Origin of the sequence: Paracoccus kondratievae, assembly GCF_009301415.1 — a bacterium.
GTDB classification, from domain to species: domain Bacteria; phylum Pseudomonadota; class Alphaproteobacteria; order Rhodobacterales; family Rhodobacteraceae; genus Paracoccus; species Paracoccus kondratievae.
In genome coordinates this window covers 485568-506647 of record NZ_CP045073.1, presented here as the reverse complement: position 1 = coordinate 506647, position 21080 = coordinate 485568, and the positions used below count along the sequence as shown (strand labels likewise).

The window sequence follows — 21080 nt, the reverse complement described above, 5'->3', positions numbered from 1 at the left end:
CTTAGCGACCTCCGGCAAGGCGCGGGTCCAGCAGACGCGAGATGAAATCGGTCAGCAGGTTCGCGATGATGACGATCAGAGTGGAAAAGAACAGGATACCCATCACAGTGGGATAGTCGCGGGCCAGAATCGACTGAAAGGCCAACGTCCCAAGTCCTGGCCAGCTGAACACCGTCTCGACCAGGACCGCGCCCGAAATGATGGTGCCGAACTGCATGCCCGCGACGGTCACGACCGGCAGCAGGGCGTTGCGAAAGGCGTGGCGGCCAAAGACCTGCCGCTCGCTGACCCCTTTGGCGCGGGCGGTGCGGATGTAATCCGCGCCCAAAACCTCAAGCATCGCGGCGCGGGTCAGGCGGCTGTATTGCGCCAGATAGACCAGCCCCAGCGTCAACGCCGGCAGAACCAGATGATGGGCGATGTCCAGTGCACGGCCCAGCGGGCCACCCTGTTTCACCACGTCGATCATCCCGGCGATCGGAAACAGCGGTATGGTTGCGCCAAACAAGATGACGAGCATCAGCCCGGTCCAGAACACCGGTGCCGAATATCCGACAAGCGACAGCACCGTGACCAGTGCCGAGGCGATCCCGCGCGGATTGCGCGATGCCAGCATTCCCAGCCGCGTGCCGATGATCAGCGCAAAAGCCAGCGCGGTCGCCACCAGAAGCAGCGTTGGTCCAAGGCGCGACAGGATCAGTTCGGCCACCGGGCGATTGTAGAAATAGGAGGTGCCCAGATCGCCTTGCAATGCGCGGCCCAGATACAGGGCCAGCTGGGTCAGTACCGGCTTGTCGAGCCCGTATTGCTCGCGGATCGCGGCCATGACCTCGGCATTGGCTCCGCCCATTTCACCGGCGATGACCTCGGCCGGATCACCGGGGGCAAGCTGGATCAGCAGAAAATTCAGGACCAGGACCGCAAGGATCAGGGCCGCTACGTAAAGCAGCTGCCTGAGGATAGCTTTGAACATCTCGATTGCCTCTGCCGGTTATTGCTTCAGCCAGACCTCATCCATCGGCCCCATTGCCCCCCAGATCGAGATGGGCGGGTTCTGCACCGCCTGAGACCAGACCGTGTGATAGGGAATCTCATTAAGGAAATGGATCGGGATGTCGGCGGTGATCTGTCCAAACGCCTGGGCGTAAAGCTGTTTGCGCTTGGTCAGGTCCGGTTCGTCCCCGGCTGCGTTCAGGAGCTGGTCCACCTCTTCGTTGCAATATTGCTGGGTGTTAGACCAGATGATCCCCTGTCGGATGTTCGAACACAGATAGGTCCGGTTCACCCCGATCACCGGGTCGCCCCAGTTGAAGACCAGATCCATCGTCATATCGAAATCATAAGAGGACACACGCTGTGCCCAGGTCGGGAAATCCGGCGAGGCGCGGACCGAGACCTCGACCCCCGCCTTGGCCAGCGCCGCCTTGACATATTCCGCAACCGAACGCTGCTGCTCGTCAGTGTCGGGCAGATAGTCGATGCGCAGTTTCAGCGTCTGCCCCCCTTCGCCAAAGCCTGCCTCGGTCAGCAGAGCCTTGGCCTTGTCGAGATCAAAGTCATAACGCTCGACCTCTTCGGTAAAGAAGGGACTGTCCCGCACGACCGGCTCGATCGCGGGTTTGGACAGGCCTGAATGCAGGGCCTTGGTGATGAAATTGCGGTCGATGGCGTAAGCGATGGCCCGACGCACGCGCACATCGGACAGGGCGGGGTGCTTGGTGTTGAAGGCGAGCCAGTTTACCGGACCGATCCCGGCATAACCCTGATCGCTGATGGTCAGGCTGCTGGACTTCTCAAGCCGCCGGATCAGTCGGGTCGAGTCGAGCATCGGGAAAAGCTGCGCCTCGCCCGATTCAAGCGCCAGCACGGCCGAGTTCGGATCCTGATACTGGCGGATGACGATCCGATCCAGATAGGGCCTGTCTTTGAGGAAAAAGCCATCGTGACGCTCCAGGATGATATGCTGCCCCGGCTCGAAAGCCGTTACCTTGAAAGGGCCCGAGCCGACGGGCATGTTGTTTTTCGGGTTCGACTTGATGTCCTGCCCGTCGTCAAAGACATGTTTGGGCATGATCGGTGTCAAAGCCGATGACAGCACCAGCAGGATCGCGGGATGGGGCTGCGTCATGCGGATGACAACGGTCTGCTGGTCAGGCGCCTCAAAGGTCTCGGCCGGCGCGAGCATGCTTGAAAACGGGTGGTTTTCCTTGACGACGCCCAGCGACCAGATCACGTCCTCGGCGGTGATCGGCTGACCGTCATGAAAGGTCGCGCCGCTGCGCAGCTTTAGGGTCAGAACCTTGCTGTCCTCGCTGAACGACCAGCTTTCGGCCAGATAGGGCTGAGGCTCGAAATCCTCACCATAGCGCAGCAATGTGGCAAAAATCTGTGCGGCGGGGACGGCGGTTGCGATGCCCGACTGGACGGCGGCATTCAGGTGGCGTGGTTTTTGCACCGAGGCGACGACCAGCGTGCCACCTCTTTGCGCCTCCTGCGCAGAGATGGAGGGGGCGGTGCCAAGTGCGGCCAGGGCGACCGCGCCGGCCAGCAGGAACCGACGTGAAAAGGCAGGGCTCGGGATCATCTGAATCTCCTGTTGGTCGCGCGCCAAATTCTGTGGTGGCGCTGCATCCAATGGATCGGCCATAGGCGGCCTTTCCGGCAAATGCATTTTTGCGCCAGAATTCCTCAGAAATCTTGTGGAAGGTAGGGCCGCACAAAGGCGCGGTCAAATTCCCCGCGCATCGCCTGCATCTCGCAAGTAGCTATAATCGCTTCGCAAACTGGCGACAGTTGTACGTCACGGCGAGTCAGGACCCCCGCGCGGGGGGCGTCATGTTCGCCCGCCAGCGGCAGCCGGACCAGATCGCCCCGGGCATAGGTCTGCTTACTCATTGGGCGGATGTTAAAGATCCCGTAACACATTCCGGCGGCGATCAGCGCCCGCATCATGTCGGTCGAGCGGGCTGAATAGACCACGTTCGGTTTCAGCCCCCGCGCCGAAAAAAGCTCCATCAGGTAGCGCCGCGACATGTCGAGATCCAGCACCACCAGCGGTTCGGGCGCCAGTTGTTCCAGCGTGACGAAACGTCCGCTGGCCAGCGGATGAACCGCGGGCAACGCTGCATGGGGATGGGCAACGAAAAGCGGCAGGAAGCGATAGGTCATGTCGTTAGCCATCCCATAGCAAAAGGCGAAATCGGCGTCACCCGTATCGACGGCGCGGGCGAGCTCTTCCCAGTTCCCCTCGATCACCTCGATTGCCAGATTTGGGTAACGTTCGCGAACTTCGCACAGGATGGTCGGCAGCAGGATCGGTGCCAGCGGCGTGAAACAGGCGATTCGGGCGGTGCCGTCGATGCGTTGCTCAAGATCGGTGATCTTGCCGTCGAAACGCGACTGCGCTGCCAGCAAAAGGCGGATCTCGTCGATGATCTTGCGGCCAAAGCTGGTTGCTGCAATCCCGCGTGAGGGCACGCGGGCAAAGATCGGCTGGCCCAGCTGTGCCTCGATATGGTCGATGGCGGCCGCGATGGATGAGGGCGAAACTGCCAGCCCCTCGGCTGCGGCAGTGATCGATTGGTGCCGCTCGGCCGCTTCGATGTAGTGCAGGTGTTTCAGCGTGTAATGCATCGAACCCTCATCAAAATAGCGGAAATACCCCGAAATTATGCATTTCACACAGGATCTTTGTCACGGCTAATCTGCTCTGAACGCCGCTTCTGACGGAGAAATTTCATGATCCCGACCGTATTTTCAGCCCGCCGCATCATCACCATGGACCCATCCCGGCCCGAGGCCACGCATGTCATGGTGTCCAGTGACGGGCGCATCCTTGCGGTCGGCGGACCCGAAGAGATGCGCGGTCGTGGAGAGCTGCGCTATGATGAGCGTTTTGCCGAAAAGGTACTGATGCCCGGTTTTGTCGAAGGTCACGCCCATATGATGGAAGGTTCGGTCTGGCGCTTCACCTATCTGGGTCATTACGACCGCATCGCCCCGGATGGACGGTTGTGGAAGGGGATCGGCAGCACCAATGCGCTGGTCGAGCGGTTGCGTGATCGGGCCGGGGAACTGGCCGACGGGCCGATCATCGGCTGGGGCTTCGATCCGCTTTTCGTGCCCGGAGACCGGTTGTCGCGGCTGGATCTTGACCGCGTATCGACCACGCGGCCGGTCATGGTGCTGCATTCGAACGTGCATCTGCTGACCGCCAACAGCGTCGCACTGGAAATGGCCGGATATGACGAGAACACCGATATTCCCGGCGTTGTGCACACCGAGGATGGCGCGTTGCACGGCGAGTTGCAGGAAATGGGCGCCATGTTCCCGGTCATGCGCCGGGTCGGCGCAAGCTTTCGCTCATTAAGCGGCGATCCCGAGGCTGTCTGGAATTTTGCGCGCTCTGCTTGCCGGGCGGGGGTTACGACTTCGACCGACCTTCTGAACGAACTGCCGGATGACACATTGGCCGACCTTTTTGCGATGACGGGTGATGAAGGCTATCCGCTGCGGCTGGTCCCCATGCTTTCGGCCATGTCTTTGCCGCCTGAGGCCGTGGCTGTGCGCGCAAAAGAGCTGCGGGCGCGTTCGACGGACCGGCTGCGGCTTGGCGGGGTCAAGATTGTCACGGATGGCTCGATTCAGGGCTTTACCGCGCAACTGAATGCGCCGGGCTTTCACAGCGGTATCGACAACGGCATCTGGAATATCGCCCCCGAGGCGCTGAACACCCTGGTGGATGAGCTGAACCGCGAGGGCGTCCAGATGCACATCCACGTCAACGGTGACGGCGCAAGCCTTGCCGCGATCGAGGCGCTGGAGGCGGCGCTTTCAGGCCATTTCCGCCCCGATCACCGCCACACCCTGCAGCACTGCCAACTGGCCGACCGCGCCCAGTTGCGCCGCATCGCTGCGCTGCAATGCTGCGTGAACCTGTTCGCCAATCATCTGTATTACTTTGGCGACAAACATTATGAGGTGACCGTCGGCCCCGAACGCGCCTGCCGCATGAACCCCTGCGCCAGCGCGCTTGAAATGGGGATTCCGCTGGCGATCCACTCGGACGCCCCGATCACGCCGCTGGCACCGCTGGTTACGGCATGGTGTGCGATCAACCGCCTGACCGACAGCGGCCGGCAACTTGGCAGCTCGGAACGGATCTCGTTGGACGCGGCGCTTAACGCCATCACGCTGGGTGCCGCCTATACGCTGAAGCTTGACGGAGAGCTGGGCTCGGTCGAGGTCGGCAAACGTGCCGATTTCGCCGTGCTTGAGGATGACCCGTATGTGCTTGGCCCCGAGAGTCTGCGCGAAGTCCGGGTCTGGGGCACCATTTTTGGCGGCAAGCCGGTTCAGGCGGGTTCGTTCTGAACATGGCACCTTTGCCGGTCAATATCCTCTGCGGCTATCTGGGTGCGGGCAAGACGACGCTGCTGAACCGCCTGCTTGAACAGCGGCAAGAGCGTATCCTCGTCATGGTCAATGATTTCGGCGATATAGCGATTGACGTGTCACTGATTTCACTCCGCTCAGCGGATACGATCCAGCTTAGCAACGGCTGCATCTGCTGCACGATGGGCGGTGGGCTGTTCGAGGCCTTTGAGCGGGCCCTGCGGTTTGGCAACAAGGTCGACCGGCTGATGATCGAGGCAAGCGGCGTTGCTGAACCCCGGCGGCTGGCGAGCTTTGCTTTGGCCGAGCCGGATCTGGATTGTCGGGCGGTGGTGGCGGTGACTGACCCGCAAACGCTGCCCGAACGACTGGCTGACCCGCGGATAGGCAAGGTCGTGGAAAGCCAGATCCGCGGTGCCGACGCCGTCTTTTTGTCACGTGCTGATATCGCCTCCCGTGCATCCATGCGCCGGGTGGCAAGGCTGACTGCCGGGCTGAACCCTTTGGCAAGCCAGCATCGTGCGCTGGATGGGGTCTTTATGCAGGCGCTGGCTGCGCCCCATGATGGCCGCAGCCTTTTGGCGCTTGCGCCCGAGCGTGATCACCAAAGGTTGTTTGCCAGCCGCACCATCGCACTCGGCCCCGCGCCCGAACGCGGGCGGCTGGCCGAGATCATCGAACGGCATCGGCACGCGGTTCACCGGCTTAAGGGCTATGTCCGATGCGCGGGGATCGAGCGCCCCCTTCTTGTACAACTCGCAGGTGGCGCGCTGTCGCTTGATCCTGCCGCGCTGCCCGAGGGTATGCAGGTGAACCGGCTGGTCGCAATCTCGCCCGATGCCAAGGCTTTGGCGCGGCTTGAGGCTGATCTGGGCTTGGCGGTGGCTTAAGAATGTCGCCGCGATGATCCGTCCCTGCTGGCCGAAGTCGGCTTAGCGGTTGCGAAATAAGGGCTTTCGATTTTCAGCAAAGGCGTTCATTCCGTCGCGGCGATCCTCGGTGGATTTCCTGTCCGGCCAGCGCCTTGACCGGCAGTATTTCCCTGAACGGCTGGAGGTGCGCGACCACCTGCCTTTGGCCGCCTTCGGGAACATCCGGAAATTTGTGCCGCGAAATGAGCTGCGGGCGGAATGCGAGGCTGCCAGGAATTGTCCTGCATCACGGCGGCAAACGGCTGGTCAGCGTGATGCAATGCGGTGGCTGGGGCGGGCCACCTGAACCGTCGGGGAAAGTCGGGGGCGGCAGCCGCCCCCGCTAAGGCTTACCTGCCCAGTGTGACGAAACGCTTTTCATCCTCGATGAATGTCTTTTCATCCGGCGCGGCTTCGTTCGAGCCGAAGGGCATCTGGGCGATCAGTTTCCAGCTGGAAGGGATGCCGAAGGCCTGCGCCAAAGCCTCATCCGCGATGGGGCTATAGTGCTGCAGGCTTGCGCCGATCCCTTCTTCGGCCAGCGCGGTCCAGACTGCCAGCTGGGCCATCCCCGCCGAGTTGCTGGAGAAACCCGGGAAGGCATCCGCATAAAGCGGAAAGCGTTCTTGCAGGTCGCGGACCGTGTCCTGATCTTCATAGAACAGTACGGTGCCGGCACCGGCGGCAAACCCCTTCATCTTGGCCTCGGTCGAGGCAAAGGCGTCGGCGGGGACGATCTTGCGCAGCTCTGCCTCGATCAGCGACCAGACTTTATCGCTTTCCGCGCCGAACAGGATGACAGCGCGCGAGCTTTGCGAATTGAAGGACGAGGGCGACAGGCGGATGGCCTGTTTGATCAGGGCTTCAACCTTATCCTGAGAATGGGGCAGGCTCTTTCCAAGTGCATATTGGGTCCGCCGCTGGGCAAGCAGTTCGATGGTCTTGTTGGTCATTATGGATCATACCTTACTAAGATCCGCCGGGGAGGCTGGATGATTGCCGCCTAGTTCTGCCCCGCATCACGGGCGGCGGCAAGCCTTGGCCCCCAGATATTGGGAGGCCGCATGAAATGGCGCAAGCTGTGGGGTTTCAGCCCTTCTGGTATCCGGCTGTCGCCTCGACCGGATAGGGAAAGCTCTCGATCTGATCGAGGATGGACATCGCCCCGATGATCAAGGCGCGAATTCCGTCGCGGTGCTCGGGGTCGATCGGGTTTTCATCCGGGTCAGTTGGTGCGTCGCGTGCGGTCCGGGGCAGCACCGTATCGGCGACGGCGACGCAATGGAAAGCGATGGTCAGCAGCAGCCAGCGGGATTGTGCAAAGGTCAGCCCGCATGAAAGCATCATTGCCTCCTGATGCGCGACGATTTTTTCGGTCATCGCGGGGGTGATCATGTCGCCGCGCAGCAGATAGGGGGCGATCCCCGGATGGGCAGCGACAAGACGCCAGATCGATTCCGCAAACCCGGTCATATAGGTTTGCAGGTTCTCGCGCCTCGCTTGGGCAGGTGGGGGAAACTGCCAGCGCAGAAATATCTCTTCGGCGATCAGGCGGCGCAGCTCTTCCAACCCCGAGACATGCTTGTAAAGGCCCATGTGGCTGACACCCAGCCGGGCTGCGACCCCGACAAAGGTCAGCTCTGGCAGGCCGATGGCGATACCGGCATTGGCGATACGCTCGCGCGTGATGGTCGGCGGGCGGCCACGGGGTGCGGCAGGGGTGTCCGAATTCATGGCGTTCCTTTCTGGTCTTGATGGGGCGGCCACGCAGGCGCGCATAGAGCATATCGCCTGTCGTTTCTAACCAAATCTGGGCTCTTCATCTGACCAAAACATTAAGTTGACTGTTTCTGTAGGTTGGTTTACAGGCCATCTCCGAATTTAGTTGAGACATATGCAACTAAATACTGCGGGGACAATGACCATGAAGAATTCCAACATGATACCGGGCGAGACAGGCCGCGTTCGGACCGTCGCCCGCCGGCTGTGGGTGACGACGATTCTGGCCGGGCTTGCGCTTTCCACTGCTGCCGCTGCGCAAGAGGCGCCTAGCGGCGCGGCAGAGCCGGCAGAAGGTGCGGCGATCCGGCTGAACACCATTGTCCTGCGGGCCAAGGGTGGTACGGCCCCCGCCTATTCCGGCGGTCAGGTGGCTGCCGGCAGCGGCGTCGGTATCCTGGGCAACAAGGACTTTATGGAGACGCCCTACAGCACCATCGCCTATACCGATGAGCATCTGCGCAACCGCGAGGCGCAGGATATCGGTTCGGCTATCGGCGGCACGGATCCTGCGATCTATGTTCCGAACAAGCGCAATATCTATGAGACCTATACGATTCGCGGCTTTTTCAGCTCGGCCGATGACGTGACCTTTGCGGGGCTGGTCGGGATGGCGCCGAACATGCGCGGCACCACCGAATTCGCCGAGCGGGTCGAGGTGCTAAAGGGGCCTTCGACCTTCCTTTACGGGATGCCTCCGGGCGGCAGTGTGGGTGGCGCGGTGGCACTGGTTCCCAAACGCGCGGGCGACGATCCCCTGACCCGGGTGACGACCTCTTACAGTTCGGACAGCCTGTGGGGCCTTCATGCGGATGTTGGTCGTCGGTTCGGCGCGAATAAGGAATGGGGCCTGCGCGTCAATGCGGTAACCCGCGACGGCGATACTGCGGTCGAAAACCAGAAGCATGGCGTCGATATGGGTTCGGTGGCGCTGGATTGGCGGGGTGAGCGGGCCCGCGCTGCGCTGGACTATTACAAGCTGCGCGAGGATATGAAGGGCGTGAACTATTTCGGCCTTTCGGCAGGCAGCGACGTGACCACCCTGCCCAAGGCGCGCAGCGGCGAGCATTCCTTGGCCGCGCCGTGGTCCTTTAACACCAATGAGACCGAGACCTTTGTTCTGCGCGGAGAGGTTGATCTTACCGACGATATCACCGCCTGGGCCGCATATGGCCGCCGCACCGGGGGATATGACGCGCTGATGACCAGCAGCACGCTGCTGAACAATGCCGGGGACATGACGGTCAGCGCCATCCGTTCGCGTCGCGACGGGACACAGGAATCAGCCGAGTTGGGCTTGCGCGGCAGTTTCATCACCGGTGCGGTCGGGCATGACTGGACCATTACCGCGACCCGTTTCGATTCCGGCAACACCTATAAGGATGCGCGGCTGGGAATTACCTCGACCACCAATATCGCCAATCCCGACTGGGGCCATGCCCCGGATCTAAGCGGCTATGATGCCAGCGGTCCGACCCAGATCATCAATCAGAAACTGACCAGCATCGGCGTTGCCGATACGATGAAGCTGTTTGACGACCGGTTGCAGCTGACCCTTGGCCTGCGTCATCAGACCGTCGAAAGCTCGAATGTGATGATCAGCCCCACGGGCGTTCGCACGACAAGCGCGAGCTATGATTCCAGCCGGACCTCTCCCGCACTGGCCTTTGTCTATAAGGCGACCGACCAGCTGTCTTTCTATGGCAACTATATCGAGGGGTTGAGCCCCGGGCAGGATGCCCCGGCAAACGCAGTGAACGCGGGTGAGACCCTGCCCCCCTATCGGACGCGGCAGGTCGAACTGGGCGGGAAATGGGATCAGGGCGCATTTGCGACAACACTGGCACTGTTTCAGATCACCAAGCCAAGCGCCTATCTGGACCCCGTGACCATGGTCTATGGCGTTTACGGCGAACAGCGCAACCGCGGGATTGAACTGAACGTCTTTGGTGAGGTTGCACCCGGTCTGCGTCTGCTGGGCGGCGCGTCTTATACCGATGCCAAGATCACCAAGGCCAGCGTTTCAGAGAATGAAGGCAGGAAGGCGGCGGGAACTCCGGCCTTTATGGCGAAACTCGGGGTGGAATATGACGTTGCCCCGGTGCCCGGCCTGACGCTGACCGGTGCCCTGAACCATACGGGCAAGCGTTATGCCAGCAACGACAACACCTTGTCGCTGCCCGCCTATACGGTACTCGACATCGGTGCCCGGTATGAGGCCGAAATAGGCGGCAACCCTTTGACGGTCCGCGCGACGATCCAGAACGTCACTGACAAGGCCTATTGGGCCGGTGGCAATCTTGCCGGTGGCTATGGTGCGCCGCGGACCTTCCTTTTGTCAGCCAGTATGGATTTTTGATCCATGGACAGGCCTGTAGCCCCCGCAGCCGGGCCGGGGGCAGGTAACGATTGTCGCCCCTGGCGGCGGCGCGGTATGGGCCGGGCCCTGCCGGGGGCGTTGTTTGCCGCCCTTTGCCTTGCGTCGCTGATGGTCGGGGCAGGGCGGATGGAACTGGCGCAGCTGACCACGTTTTCGGGTGAGGCATGGCTGACTTTGACCGCCAGCCGTCTGCCAAGGCTGGCGGCAGTGGTGTTGACCGGCGCGGGGCTTGCTGTCTGTGGCGCGGTTCTGCAACAGATCCTGCGTAACCGGTTTGTCGAACCCGCGACCACCGGCGGGCTGGAGGCAGCCAAGCTGGGCATTCTGGTCGCCCTGACCCTGTTGCCCGGGGCGGGGCAGGGTGTCCGTATGGCGCTGGCCATGGCGTTCTGCCTTGCTGCCAGCCTGATCTTTGCCGTGATTACCGCAAGGCTGCGTGCGACGGTACTCGTGCCGGTGGCGGGGCTGATGTATGGCAGTGTGCTGGGCGCATTGGCCGAATTCTATGCCTATTCCCGCAACTTTCTGCAGGGGATGCAGGGCTGGATGCTGGGCGATTTCTCAAAGGTCGTGCAGGGCAGCTATGAGGTCGTCTGGCTGGTCCTGCCGGTGGTCGCCGCGACCTATGTCTTTGCCCGCCGCTTTACCCTGATCGGCATGGGGGCAGAGGTCGCGGCAAGCCTTGGCCTTGGCTATCGCGCGATGGTGGTCCTTGGGCTTGTCCTCGTCTCGGCCACGGTGGCGGCGACGGTGATCACGGTCGGGGCGATTCCATTTGTCGGGCTGGTGGTGCCCAATCTGGTCTCGCTCTGGCGTGGGGATGACCTGACCCGCACGCTGCCAATGATTGCGGCAGGTGGTGCGATGCTGCTTTTGATCTGTGATCTTTTCGGGCGGCTCATCATCTGGCCCTACGAGGTGCCGGTCGGTCTGACGGGCGGCGGTGTCGGCGGGCTGATGTTTCTGTTTCTGATCCTGTGGGGCAGGCGATGACGGCGCGCGCGACTTTTGCCCTGACTGCGTTTGGTCTTGCCCTGCTGGCGCTGGCCTTTGTCCTGCAAGGCGCTGCGGCTGACCCGGTCTGGCTGATCCCCCGGCGACTGATGAAGCTTGCTGCGATGATCGTCGGAGGCTGCGCCGTGGCGCTTTCCTCGATCAGTTTTCAGACTGTCGCAGGCAACCGGATCTTGACCCCGGCGGTCATGGGATATGAGGCAGTCTATCTGCTGCTGCAATCGGTTCTGGTCCTGACCCTTGGGGCCTCAGGCCTGACCCTCTGGGGCGGCAGCGGGGGCTTCCTGCTCTCGATCCTGTTTATGCTGGGCTATTCGCTTACCCTTGACCGCTGGCTGTTTCGCGATGGGCGGGCGGACCTGTGGATGCTGATGCTGGTCGGTTTGGTCCTGACCATGGTGATCGGTACCGTCACGCAATTCCTCCAGTTGCGCATCAGCCCCGGAGAGTTCGCGATCTTTCAGTCCGCCGCGCAGATCTCGTTTGAGCGGGTTGAGCCCTGGCGTCTGCTTGTCTCGACCATCCTGTTCTGCGTGATCTGTCTGGCGGGCTGGCGCGGGCTGCCGGCCCTTGATGTGCTGGCGCTTGGCCGGGATCAGGCGATGTCGCTGGGCATTGATCATCGTCGTGCGGTGCGCAGGCTGCTTATGCTGATCGCGGTGCTGGTCGCGGTATCGACCAGTCTGATCGGCCCCACAGCCTTCATGGGGATTTTCGTCGCCAACCTTGCCTATGCACTGGCGCCGGGCGCAGGTCATCGCCTGACCCTGCCCATGGGCTGCGCTATCGCTGTCGGTATGTTCCTGCTGGCGCAACTGATGGTCGAACACCTGTTCGATTATCGCACCACGGTCGGCATTCTGGTCAATCTTGCCTGTGGCGTCTGGTTTCTGGCGCTGATGCTGCGCCAAAGGAGCATGATATGATCCTTCTGACCGACATCGGCAAAAGCCACGGTACGCGCGCCGTCCTGACGGGGATCACTGCGCGGTTTCCAAGGCAAAGCCTTACCTCGATTATCGGGCCGAACGGCGCGGGGAAATCGACGCTGCTGATGCTGATTGCGCGTCTGGCCGAACCGGGTTCAGGCCGGATCACGCTTGGCGGTGCGGATATTGCCCGCATTTCCCGGGCTGAATATGCCCGGCGCGTTGCCACGTTGCGCCAGTTCCCCGCCATCGAGTTACGCCTGACGGTCGAGGAACTGGTCGCCTTCGGCCGCTTTCCCCACAACCGTGGCCGTCCGACCGCCGAGGATCGCCGCGCCACGGATGAGGCCATTGCATTTCTGTCGCTCGATACAATCCGCAAGGCGCGGCTTGATGAGCTTAGTGGAGGTCAGCGGCAGATGGCTTTTCTGGCCATGACGATTGCCCAGCAGACCGATTGCCTGCTGCTTGATGAGCCGCTGAACAATCTCGACATGCGCCACGCGCTGCGGATCATGCAGGCGCTGCGCTCGCTTTGCGACGATCTGGGCCGGACGGTCGTTGCGGTGATCCATGACATCAACTTTGCTGCCAACCATTCTGACCAGATCATCGCGCTAAAGGACGGCAGGCTGCATTCCTCGGGCACGGTCGATCAGGTGGTGACCGAGGCCGGGCTGCGCGATCTCTATGGCCTTGATTTCCACATCCTGCCGCGCCCGCATGGCCGGCTTTGCGATTACTTCACCCCGAAAGGAGAAGCGGGATGAGCCGATCCCCCCGACTGCGCTGCGGCGCCCCCCTTTTGCTGGCGCTTGCGCTGGCGATCCTGCTGCCCGGTCCTGCCAGCGCCGAGGCTGTGCCCTTTGCCCCGATTCAGGTCGAACATGCATTGGGAACGACAAGCATCGAGCATCGGCCCGAAAAGGTCGCGGCACTTGACATGAATGAGCTTGATTTCCTGGACCAGCTTGGCGTGCCGGTTGCGGGCACGGCCAAGGATTATGTGCCGCATTTCCTTTCGAAGTACCGGGAAGATCCGGCGGTTGCGGATCTGGGCTTTATCGTCAAACCCAATGTTGAAAAGATCCATGCCCTGCGCCCGGACCTGATCCTTATCACCTCGCTACAGGCGGAACATTACCGCGAGATGAGCCGCATCGCCCCGGTCCTGCATTTCGATGTCGATTACCGCGATAGCGGGGCGGGCCATATCGAGGTCGTGCGGGATCACTTCCTGCTGCTCGCCCGGATTTTTGGCAAGGAGGGGCGGGCGCAGGAAAGGCTGGCTTCTCTTGACGCAAAGCTGATCGCCCTGCGCGACCTGACCCGCGACCGTCCTGAGCGTGCACTGATCGTCATGCACAACAACGGTGCTTTCAGCGCCTTTGGCCCGCATTCACGCTATGGTTTCGTATTCGAAACCTTCGGGGTCAGACCTGCCAATGACGCGGCAGAGACCGGGGTTCATGGTCAACCCGTGACCAGCGAATTCATTCAGGCCACCAACCCTGACATCATTTTCGTGATTGATCGAACCGCGGTGATGGAGCATCGGTCCGTTCTGGACCCCGAGACCATCGGCAATCCGCTGTTGCGTGAAACCAACGCCTGGAAAAAGGGCAGGGTGATCCTTGTCGATCCCGAGGCCTGGTATGTGACCGCAGCCAGCATCACGCCGCTGGAAATCATGATCGACGACGTAAGCCGCGCCTATGCGCATTAAATCCGCACCGGGCGAGGGTCCCGAAAACCGCAAAAGGCAGGACCGGATGTTGCAAAAAGCCGTTGCGCCGGGTCTTTACGAAATTGTCCACTCTCGGCGTCAGGGCGCGGTTTTTGTCGCCTCTGCAGGGGCCCCGGGGTCGTCACGCATCCTGCGCCTTGACCCCGACACGCTTGCGGTCGAGGCTGAGATTCCTTTGCCGGGCAAGGGCTTTGGCCTTGCGCTGGATGATGCGGCGGGTCGCCTTTATGCAAGCGGCGGCACCGAACCAGAGATCACGGTGATTGATATTGCCGCCGGTGCCGTCACTGCGATCATCCCTCTGACCGCGTTCGGGGACGGTTATCATTTCCGCGAACTTATTGCCGATCCACAGCAACGCCGGCTTTACGCGCCGGGTGTCTCATTCTCGGACAGCGCGCTGCATGTCATTGATACGCATTCCCTTGCGGTAGAGCGGGTGGTGCCGGGCCTTGGGTTCGTCGCGACGGGGATCGCGCTGGATCAAGGGCAGGGGCGGATATTCATCTCGAACATGCAGGGCCAGATCATCACGCTGGACCGCGCGACGCATAAAATCATCGGAAAGGCCGAGACGCCGGGGGACCAGCTGCTTAATCTGGCGCTTGATGCCGCGGGCGGGCGGATATTTGCGACCGATCAGGGCCATGCGTATTTCGATACGCTCTGGCAAGAGCACCTGCCGACCTATCGCCGCAAGGGGCGCGGCAATCGCCTGTTTGAGCTTGAGGCGGCGACCGGGCGCGAGATCCGGCACGCACCGGTTGGCGTCGGGCCGATTGCGGTCCTGCATGACCCGACACGTCGCCGCATTTATGTCACCAATCGCGGCGACCGGACGTTGGCCATTCTGGACAGTGACACGTTTGAACTGGTGGGCCGTGTCCTGATGGATGGCGCGCCGAACAGCCTTGCGTTGGATGCGCAGAACGCCGTTCTTTACGTCACCGTCAAGACGCCTGAGGGCGAAGTCAAGGGCGGCGTGGAAAGTGTCGTGCGCCTTGCCTTGTAAGATGTATTCGGGGGTGAGAATACGCGGCCCTTCCAGGGCCGCGTATTGGCATCTTAAGCTTCGGTAAATATCTCTTCGCGCGATTTTCGCATCGAGGGCAGAACGGCGACCGCCAGCGCCCCCAGTGCGATCAGCAGCAGTGCCGCCGACAGGGGCGAGGTGACGAAAGTGCCCATGCCTCCGTCCGAGATGATCAGCGCCTGACGCAGCTTTTCCTCAAGCAACCGGCCCAGGACAAAGCCGAGGGCCAGCGGCGCAGGCTCGAACTGCAGCTTGTAAAGGGCAAAGCCGACCAGGCCCATGATCCCCGCCATGATCACCTGTGCCCCGTCGTTCGAGATCGAGAACAAACCGATGCAGCAAAAGGCGACAATGGCCGGGAAAAGCAGGCGATAAGGCACCTTCAGCAGCTTTACCCACAGCCCGATCAGAGGCAGGTTGATCACAACAAGCATCAGGTTGCCAATCCACATCGAGGCGACCAGTCCCCAGAACAGATCGGGGCTGTTCTGGATCACCTGCGGTCCCGGCACGATGCCCTGGATCATCATCGCCCCGACCATCAGCGCCATGACAGCATTCGGAGGAATGCCCAGCGTCAGCAGCGGAATGAACGAGGTCTGCGCACCCGCGTTATTGGCCGATTCAGGACCCGAGACAGCCTGCGGCACGCCCGAGCCGAAATCCTGAGGCCGGTCGGACAGGCGTTTTTCCAAAGCATAGCTGGCGAATGGGGCAAGGATCGCACCATTGCCCGGCAGCACGCCCAGAACCGAGCCGAGGCCGGTCCCGCGCAGGATCGCGCCAAAATTCTCACGCAGCTCTCTCAGCGTTGGCAACAGGCGGCCGATCCTGTTGCGCATCACGTCCCGCTTTTCGGGATCGGCAAGGTTCTTGAAGATCTCGCCAAAGCCGAAAATGCCCATGGCCAGCACGGTGAACTCGATCCCGTCGCTGAGCATGTAGATGTCAAAGGTCATGCGCTCGCGCCCGGTTTCCATATCCGCGCCGACGCAGGACAAAAGCACGCCCGCGACGATCATCGCCAGCGCCTTGACCAGCGAGCCATGCGCCAGCACGACCGCAAGCACCAGCCCCATGATCATGAGCGAGAAGTACTCGGCCGGCCCGAACAGCAGGCCCAGCCGCGTCATTGGCGTTGCAAGCGCAGCGATGACGACGGTGGCCACCGTGCCCGCGATGAACGAACCGATGGCGGCCAGTCCCAGCGCCAGCCCGGCCTGGCCCTTTTTCGCCATCTCATGCCCGTCGATGGCGGTCACGACCGCGGTGGCCTCTCCGGGGATGTTGACAAGGATTGCGGTGGTCGAGCCGCCGTATTGAGCCCCATAATAGATACCGGCGAGCATGATCAGCGCCCCGGTCGGGTCAAGCGACAGCGTGACCGGCAGCAGGATCGAAATTGTCGCCACCGGTCCGACGCCCGGCAGCACGCCAACCAGCGTGCCGATAAGGCAGCCGATAAAGCAGAACAGGATGTTTTGCAGGGTGAACGCGACCGCAAGGCCCAGCCCCAGATGTTCAAGAACGGCCATCATGTCAGTATCCGATCAACCATGGGGCCACGGGCAGCGACAGCCCCAGCGCATAGCGAAACAGACCGATGCAAACGACGGTCAGGATCACGCTAAAGACGACAAGCTCGCCGATGCGCATATCCTTTGCGGCAAGACCGGACAGAAATGTCGCCAAGGGCGTTGCCACCGCCATACCTAGCGCAGGGATCTCGAAGGTGCCGAACTGGTAGCCGCGGATGGTGATTGCGAACAGAAACACCCCGATCAGCACCGGCAGCATGTCGCGGACCGGCCAGCGCCCGGTCGATTCAGGCTTGTCAGACCAGGTGACCGCAATCTGCACGAACCCCAGCGCGATCAGGATCAAGGCCAGCGCGCGCGGCAACAGTCCCGACCCCACGCCGCTTTCGCTTGCAAAGGGCAGATCGGCGCTGGCGTAAAGCGCAAAAAGGCCAAGACCGATCAGGCTAAGCCCGGCAAGCCGTTCACGACCGAGCCATGGGCTTGACAGAGGCGGCAGGGGCTGCGCTGGCTCATGCGCCGGCAGATCGACCTGGATTGTTTCTGGGCCTTGGGTCATCGCTTATTCCACCTTGATATCGGCGGCTTTGACGACCTCGCCCCAGCGGGCGCGCTCGGCGGCCATGAAACCGGCGAAATCCTGTCCGACCAGATCAGAGGGCACGCCGCCATCCTTGTTCAGGCTCTCGATAAAGGCGGGATCGGCAAGTGCCTCTTGCGTGGCCGCCGCAAGCTTGTCGCGTACCTCTTGCGGCAGGCCTTTGGGTCCCAGCAACCCGTACCAGGCCGTGGCGCTATAGGTGGGCAGCGCGGCCTCGGCCACGGTCGGTACATCGGGCAGGCCGGGGAAACGATCCTTGCCGGTGACGGCCAAAGCCTTCAGCGTGCCGTCCTGAATAAGCCCGATGACCGAGGGGACCGTAGTGACCATGAAATCGACATGCCCACCCAGAAGGTCGTTGATCGCAGGACCCGCGCCTTTATAGGGGACGTGCTTCAGTTTGACCTCGGCGGTCTGGCCCAAAAGAAGGGTGGCAACATGGCTTGCCGAGGCATTGCCGGCCGAGCCATAGACGAGCTGACTTTCCCTTGCTTTGTCCAGCAGCGCCTGCATGCTGTCGACCTTAAGGCTGGGGCCGGCGACGACGACCAGCTGCGCATCGGCAATCATTGCGATCGGGTCCAGCGTCTCGGCTGGGTCGTTGCGCAGCCTGAAGATATGGGGGTTCACGACCATCGGCCCCTGATTGCCGATCAGCAGCGTATAGCCGTCGGGCTGGGCCTTGGCGACGACATCGGTGCCGATGTTTGCGGCGGCGCCGGGGCGGTTTTCGACAATCACCCGGCCCCCAAGCGCGGTTTCCAGCCGCGCGGCAAAGATCCGCGCGATGGCATCTGTACCCCCGCCTGCCGCGTAAGAGACGACCAGCGTCACGGGTTTTGACGGATAGTCCTGTGCCATCGCGGGCATCGAGGTCAGCGTCAGGGCCGCTGCGGCAACGCCCAGCATGAATCGGCGTGTATAATTCATCATCCTGAATTCCTCCCTTGTGTTCAGAGTGGTGGCGAGCGCCTCCTCGACGCCGTCAAGCTTGTCAGTTCCTGCGGCGCACGAGCGCGGCACCCTCGAAAAGGCGGCGGCAGGTGCGGGTCACAAAGACGACTGGCCTGCCTCCTGCCGCCTCATCCAGTTCGACACGGACGTTCATGCGACCGGTCGGATGTTCAAATGTCAGATCAGCCGGATAGCGCAAATCGGACAGCGCTGCGCCAACAATGCTGTCGGGCAGGGTCGCCGCAATCGCAATCGAGACTGCCCCCGTGGTCGCAAGCGCGCTGTGGCAGCTATGCGGGGTGAAATAGCGCACCGCGAGGCTGCCCCCATTCCTTGGCGCGCCGATCAGCACTGGCTTTGGCAGGACCGAGTTGCGTACCCCTGCAAGCCCCATCCGGGAGCCGGCCTCGACCCGGATTTCTTCAAGACGCGCCATGAAATCGCGGTTCCCGTCCAGTTCCGCCGCGCTTTCCGAACCGGTCAGGCCAAAAGCCTCGGCTCGTGCGATCACGACCGGGGTCGCGCCGTCGATCAGCGACACCGGGATGCCGTGGATGATCTCATGCGGGGTGCCCGAGGGCAGCATCTTGCCGGTCTTTGCGCCAATCGCCTCCAGAAATGCCAGATATACCGGTGCGGCTGTTCCGGGAACGCCGTCGATCTGGGTATCGCCCTGATAACGCAATTCGCCACCCGGTGTCTGGATGCGCGCCTCGATGATCTTGCCGGTGTTGACGTTGTGAACCTTGACCCGGGTTTCGCCGTTCTGGGCCGGAACAAGGCCCTGTTCGATGGCAAAGGCGCCGACGGCGGACAGCATATTGCCGCAGTTCGGCCCGGTGTCCACCAGCCTCTCAAGCACGTTCACCTGTGCAAACAGGTAATCGACATCCGCCCCTTCGCGCGTGGCCGGGCCGATGATCGCGACTTTGGAGCTAAGGGTATTGCCGCCGCCGATCCCGTCGATCTGCAACGGATGGCCCGAGCCCATGATCTCGATCAGCAGCTGATCGCGCTGTTGCGGATCGCTGGGCAGGTCGCTGCGCAGAAAGAACGGCCCCTTAGACGTGCCGCCGCGCATCATGACGCAAGGAATGCGGATCTGATCGTCCACGCTGATTCTCCTCCGAGGTGCCACCGTCCACCTCACGAAGAAGCAATTGCTACAATCAGACTGTGTTGTGAATTGCAAAGAATTTCATTATTATTGCGTAATGCAAAACAATTTCGAGTTTCTGGATCTTCGCGCCTTTCTGGCCGTGCTGGAATTTTCCTCGTTCAGCGAGGCGGCGCGTTATCTGAACATGTCCACTCCCGCGCTGTCACGGCGGATCAAATCCTTTGAAGAGGCGGTTGGCGCTCAGTTGATCGAGCGTACGACCAGGCGCGTGGCTCCGACCCAGATAGGACGCGAGCTGATGCCTCTGGTTCGCCGGCTGGTCGATGAATTCGAGGAATCGATCCTGTCGATCAGCGATCTGCGTGGCCGCCACCGCGCACAGGTGACGCTGGCTTCGGTGCCGACCGCGGCCTTCTACTTTCTGCCGCGGGTGATCGAAGCGTTTAACCAACGCTTTCCCGGTATCCGCTTTCGCATCATGGACCTGTCGGCGAACGAGGGGCTGGATGCTGTCGCGAATGGCGAGGTCGAGTTCGGCATCAACATTATCGGCGCTTCACGCGAGGAACTGATCTTTACCCCGCTGATGGAGGATCCCTTTGTTCTGGCTTGTCGCCGCGACCACCCCCTGGCCGCGACCTCGACCCTGCCATGGGAGGCGCTGCAGGGCCATCCGCTGATCGGCGTTTCCAAGAAATCGGGCAACCGTGCGGTGCTGGACCACGCTCTTGCCGCCGCAAATCAGCAGCTTGAGCTGAACTGGTTTTACGAGGTGAACCACCTTTCCACCTCTTTGGGGCTGGTCGAGGCGGGTCTGGGCATATCGGTCCTGCCAAAGCTCGCCACCCCGCAACGCGAGCATCCGCTGATCGCGACGATCAAGCTGGTCGATCCGATTGTCACCCGCTCGATCGGGCTGGTCGAGCGGCGCGGGGCGCGCCTGTCACCATCGGCCATGCGGTTCAGAGAGATGCTTGTGACCGAGTGGCGGGGCTAAGTCTGGCGCTTGGGTAGGGTGACGATTTTTGGGGCCCGGATCGCCGCTGTTTTCGGCCAGCAAAATCAGTAGTTTTATTGACATGGTGGAAATGCAGGATAGTCAAAGGTTTGCAACAAGTCTGGTCCCACATACGCGGGGATGAACCGGCCACCCGCCTTGGGCGCTGGCAGAAATCGGACTTATCCCCGCGTATGCAGGGACGAATTGGGGGCGCGGTTGACAACCTGCCTCTGCCTCCCTAGATATACACCCAACGTCAGGTTAATGTGGTGCGAAATTGTCGTCTCGTATGCAAATCGGAGAACTGTCCGAGCGGGCTGGAGTCAGCCATCGCACGATCCACTATTACGAACGTCTGGGCCTGCTGAAACCTGCCGAGCGTGAGGGTGCGGGTTATCGCTATTACGACCAGACCGCGCTCAAGCGGTTGGAAAAGATCGCCGCGCTCAAGCGTCTTGGGCTGAGTCTGGACGAAATTGCCGCTGTCATCGACCTGTATTTTGAAGATGCAAGCGGCATCAAGGGCAAGGAAAAGGTGCTGGAGATCCTGCAGACGCAGATCGCCAAGGCCGATACCCAGATCAGTGAATTGACCGCGTTCCGGCGCGATCTGGAAGCCAGCATTGCCCGTATGCACAAGCTGATCGCAGAGGCGCAGCAGCAATAGGACGGGCAGGGGA

General features: G+C 61.7%; 19 protein-coding genes. 10 read left to right on the top strand and 9 right to left on the bottom strand.

The genetic code is table 11. The features are described 5' to 3' along the window. Position 1 precedes the first annotated feature (1 nt). From F8A10_RS13795 to F8A10_RS13785, 3 genes are all read right to left on the bottom strand, one after another. The gene (locus tag F8A10_RS13795; RefSeq protein ID WP_010394303.1) at positions 2 to 973 is read right to left on the bottom strand and encodes an ABC transporter permease; all 972 of its coding nucleotides are present in this window, start codon (positions 971 to 973) and stop codon (positions 2 to 4) included. Between the two features lie 18 nt (positions 974 to 991). Beyond that, positions 992 to 2584, bottom strand: coding sequence for an ABC transporter substrate-binding protein (locus F8A10_RS13790; protein WP_152367606.1), 1593 nt, complete (start codon positions 2582 to 2584; stop codon positions 992 to 994). 104 nt (positions 2585 to 2688) lie between these two features. Beyond that, positions 2689 to 3681: a LysR family transcriptional regulator gene (locus F8A10_RS13785; RefSeq protein WP_010394307.1), complete on the bottom strand. Its 993-nt coding sequence runs from the start codon at positions 3679 to 3681 to the stop codon at positions 2689 to 2691. A 57-nt stretch (positions 3682 to 3738) separates the two neighbouring features. Between F8A10_RS13785 and F8A10_RS13780 the strand changes: the two genes are divergently transcribed. Both F8A10_RS13780 and F8A10_RS13775 read left to right on the top strand, forming a co-directional pair. Then, a complete protein-coding gene (locus tag F8A10_RS13780; protein ID WP_152367605.1) occupies positions 3739 to 5373 on the top strand; it encodes an amidohydrolase in 1635 nt (544 codons plus the stop codon). 2 nt (positions 5374 to 5375) lie between these two features. After that, complete coding sequence (locus F8A10_RS13775; protein ID WP_152367604.1) at positions 5376 to 6284, top strand: CobW family GTP-binding protein; 909 nt, start codon at positions 5376 to 5378, stop codon at positions 6282 to 6284. 371 nt (positions 6285 to 6655) lie between these two features. Here F8A10_RS13775 and F8A10_RS13770 read toward each other — a convergent pair whose 3' ends face one another. Beyond that, entirely contained in the window at positions 6656 to 7258 is a 603-nt protein-coding gene (locus tag F8A10_RS13770) for a nitroreductase family protein (protein ID WP_010394313.1), read from the bottom strand. Between the two features lie 136 nt (positions 7259 to 7394). Beyond that, complete coding sequence (locus F8A10_RS13765; RefSeq protein ID WP_010394315.1) at positions 7395 to 8039, bottom strand: TetR/AcrR family transcriptional regulator; 645 nt, start codon at positions 8037 to 8039, stop codon at positions 7395 to 7397. Between the two features lie 190 nt (positions 8040 to 8229). On the opposite strand from F8A10_RS13765, the gene F8A10_RS13760 reads away from it, so the two are divergent. Genes F8A10_RS13760 through F8A10_RS13735 form a run of 6 tightly spaced genes read left to right on the top strand, consistent with a single transcriptional unit; the run spans position 8230 to position 15166 of the window. Then, positions 8230 to 10443 (top strand): TonB-dependent receptor, encoded by a 2214-nt coding sequence (locus F8A10_RS13760; RefSeq protein WP_152367603.1) that lies wholly within the window; start codon positions 8230 to 8232, stop codon positions 10441 to 10443. 3 nt (positions 10444 to 10446) lie between these two features. Continuing rightward, positions 10447 to 11457, top strand: a complete 1011-nt coding sequence (locus F8A10_RS13755) for an ABC transporter permease (protein WP_319805339.1) — start codon at positions 10447 to 10449, stop codon at positions 11455 to 11457. After that, positions 11454 to 12404, top strand: coding sequence for an iron chelate uptake ABC transporter family permease subunit (locus tag F8A10_RS13750; protein WP_152367602.1), 951 nt, complete (start codon positions 11454 to 11456; stop codon positions 12402 to 12404). The genes F8A10_RS13755 and F8A10_RS13750 overlap by 4 nt, the downstream gene beginning before the upstream one ends. Next, positions 12401 to 13177 (top strand): iron ABC transporter ATP-binding protein, encoded by a 777-nt coding sequence (locus F8A10_RS13745; RefSeq protein WP_152367601.1) that lies wholly within the window; start codon positions 12401 to 12403, stop codon positions 13175 to 13177. The genes F8A10_RS13750 and F8A10_RS13745 overlap by 4 nt, the downstream gene beginning before the upstream one ends. Continuing rightward, positions 13174 to 14133, top strand: a complete 960-nt coding sequence (locus F8A10_RS13740; protein ID WP_010394328.1) for a siderophore ABC transporter substrate-binding protein — start codon at positions 13174 to 13176, stop codon at positions 14131 to 14133. The genes F8A10_RS13745 and F8A10_RS13740 overlap by 4 nt, the downstream gene beginning before the upstream one ends. 46 nt (positions 14134 to 14179) lie before the next feature. After that, on the top strand, positions 14180 to 15166 hold the full coding sequence (locus F8A10_RS13735; protein ID WP_152367600.1) for a YncE family protein: 987 nt from the start codon (positions 14180 to 14182) through the stop codon (positions 15164 to 15166). A gap of 53 nt (positions 15167 to 15219) precedes the next feature. Here F8A10_RS13735 and F8A10_RS13730 read toward each other — a convergent pair whose 3' ends face one another. From F8A10_RS13730 to F8A10_RS13715, 4 genes are all read right to left on the bottom strand, one after another. Beyond that, positions 15220 to 16725 carry a tripartite tricarboxylate transporter permease gene (locus F8A10_RS13730; protein ID WP_085502697.1) on the bottom strand — a complete coding sequence of 502 codons (1506 nt, stop codon included), beginning with the start codon at positions 16723 to 16725 and terminating at the stop codon, positions 15220 to 15222. A 1-nt stretch (position 16726) separates the two neighbouring features. After that, positions 16727 to 17284: a tripartite tricarboxylate transporter TctB family protein gene (locus tag F8A10_RS13725; protein ID WP_010394335.1), complete on the bottom strand. Its 558-nt coding sequence runs from the start codon at positions 17282 to 17284 to the stop codon at positions 16727 to 16729. Positions 17285 to 17287: 3 nt separating this feature from the next. Then, a complete protein-coding gene (locus F8A10_RS13720) occupies positions 17288 to 18259 on the bottom strand; it encodes a Bug family tripartite tricarboxylate transporter substrate binding protein (RefSeq protein ID WP_050804171.1) in 972 nt (323 codons plus the stop codon). A gap of 61 nt (positions 18260 to 18320) precedes the next feature. Continuing rightward, positions 18321 to 19394: a 4-oxalomesaconate tautomerase gene (locus F8A10_RS13715; protein WP_152367599.1), complete on the bottom strand. Its 1074-nt coding sequence runs from the start codon at positions 19392 to 19394 to the stop codon at positions 18321 to 18323. Between the two features lie 100 nt (positions 19395 to 19494). On the opposite strand from F8A10_RS13715, the gene F8A10_RS13710 reads away from it, so the two are divergent. Continuing rightward, positions 19495 to 20397 carry a LysR family transcriptional regulator gene (locus tag F8A10_RS13710; RefSeq protein WP_010394341.1) on the top strand — a complete coding sequence of 301 codons (903 nt, stop codon included), beginning with the start codon at positions 19495 to 19497 and terminating at the stop codon, positions 20395 to 20397. A gap of 292 nt (positions 20398 to 20689) precedes the next feature. Beyond that, a complete protein-coding gene (locus F8A10_RS13705; RefSeq protein ID WP_152367598.1) occupies positions 20690 to 21067 on the top strand; it encodes a MerR family transcriptional regulator in 378 nt (125 codons plus the stop codon). Positions 21068 to 21080 lie beyond the last annotated feature (13 nt).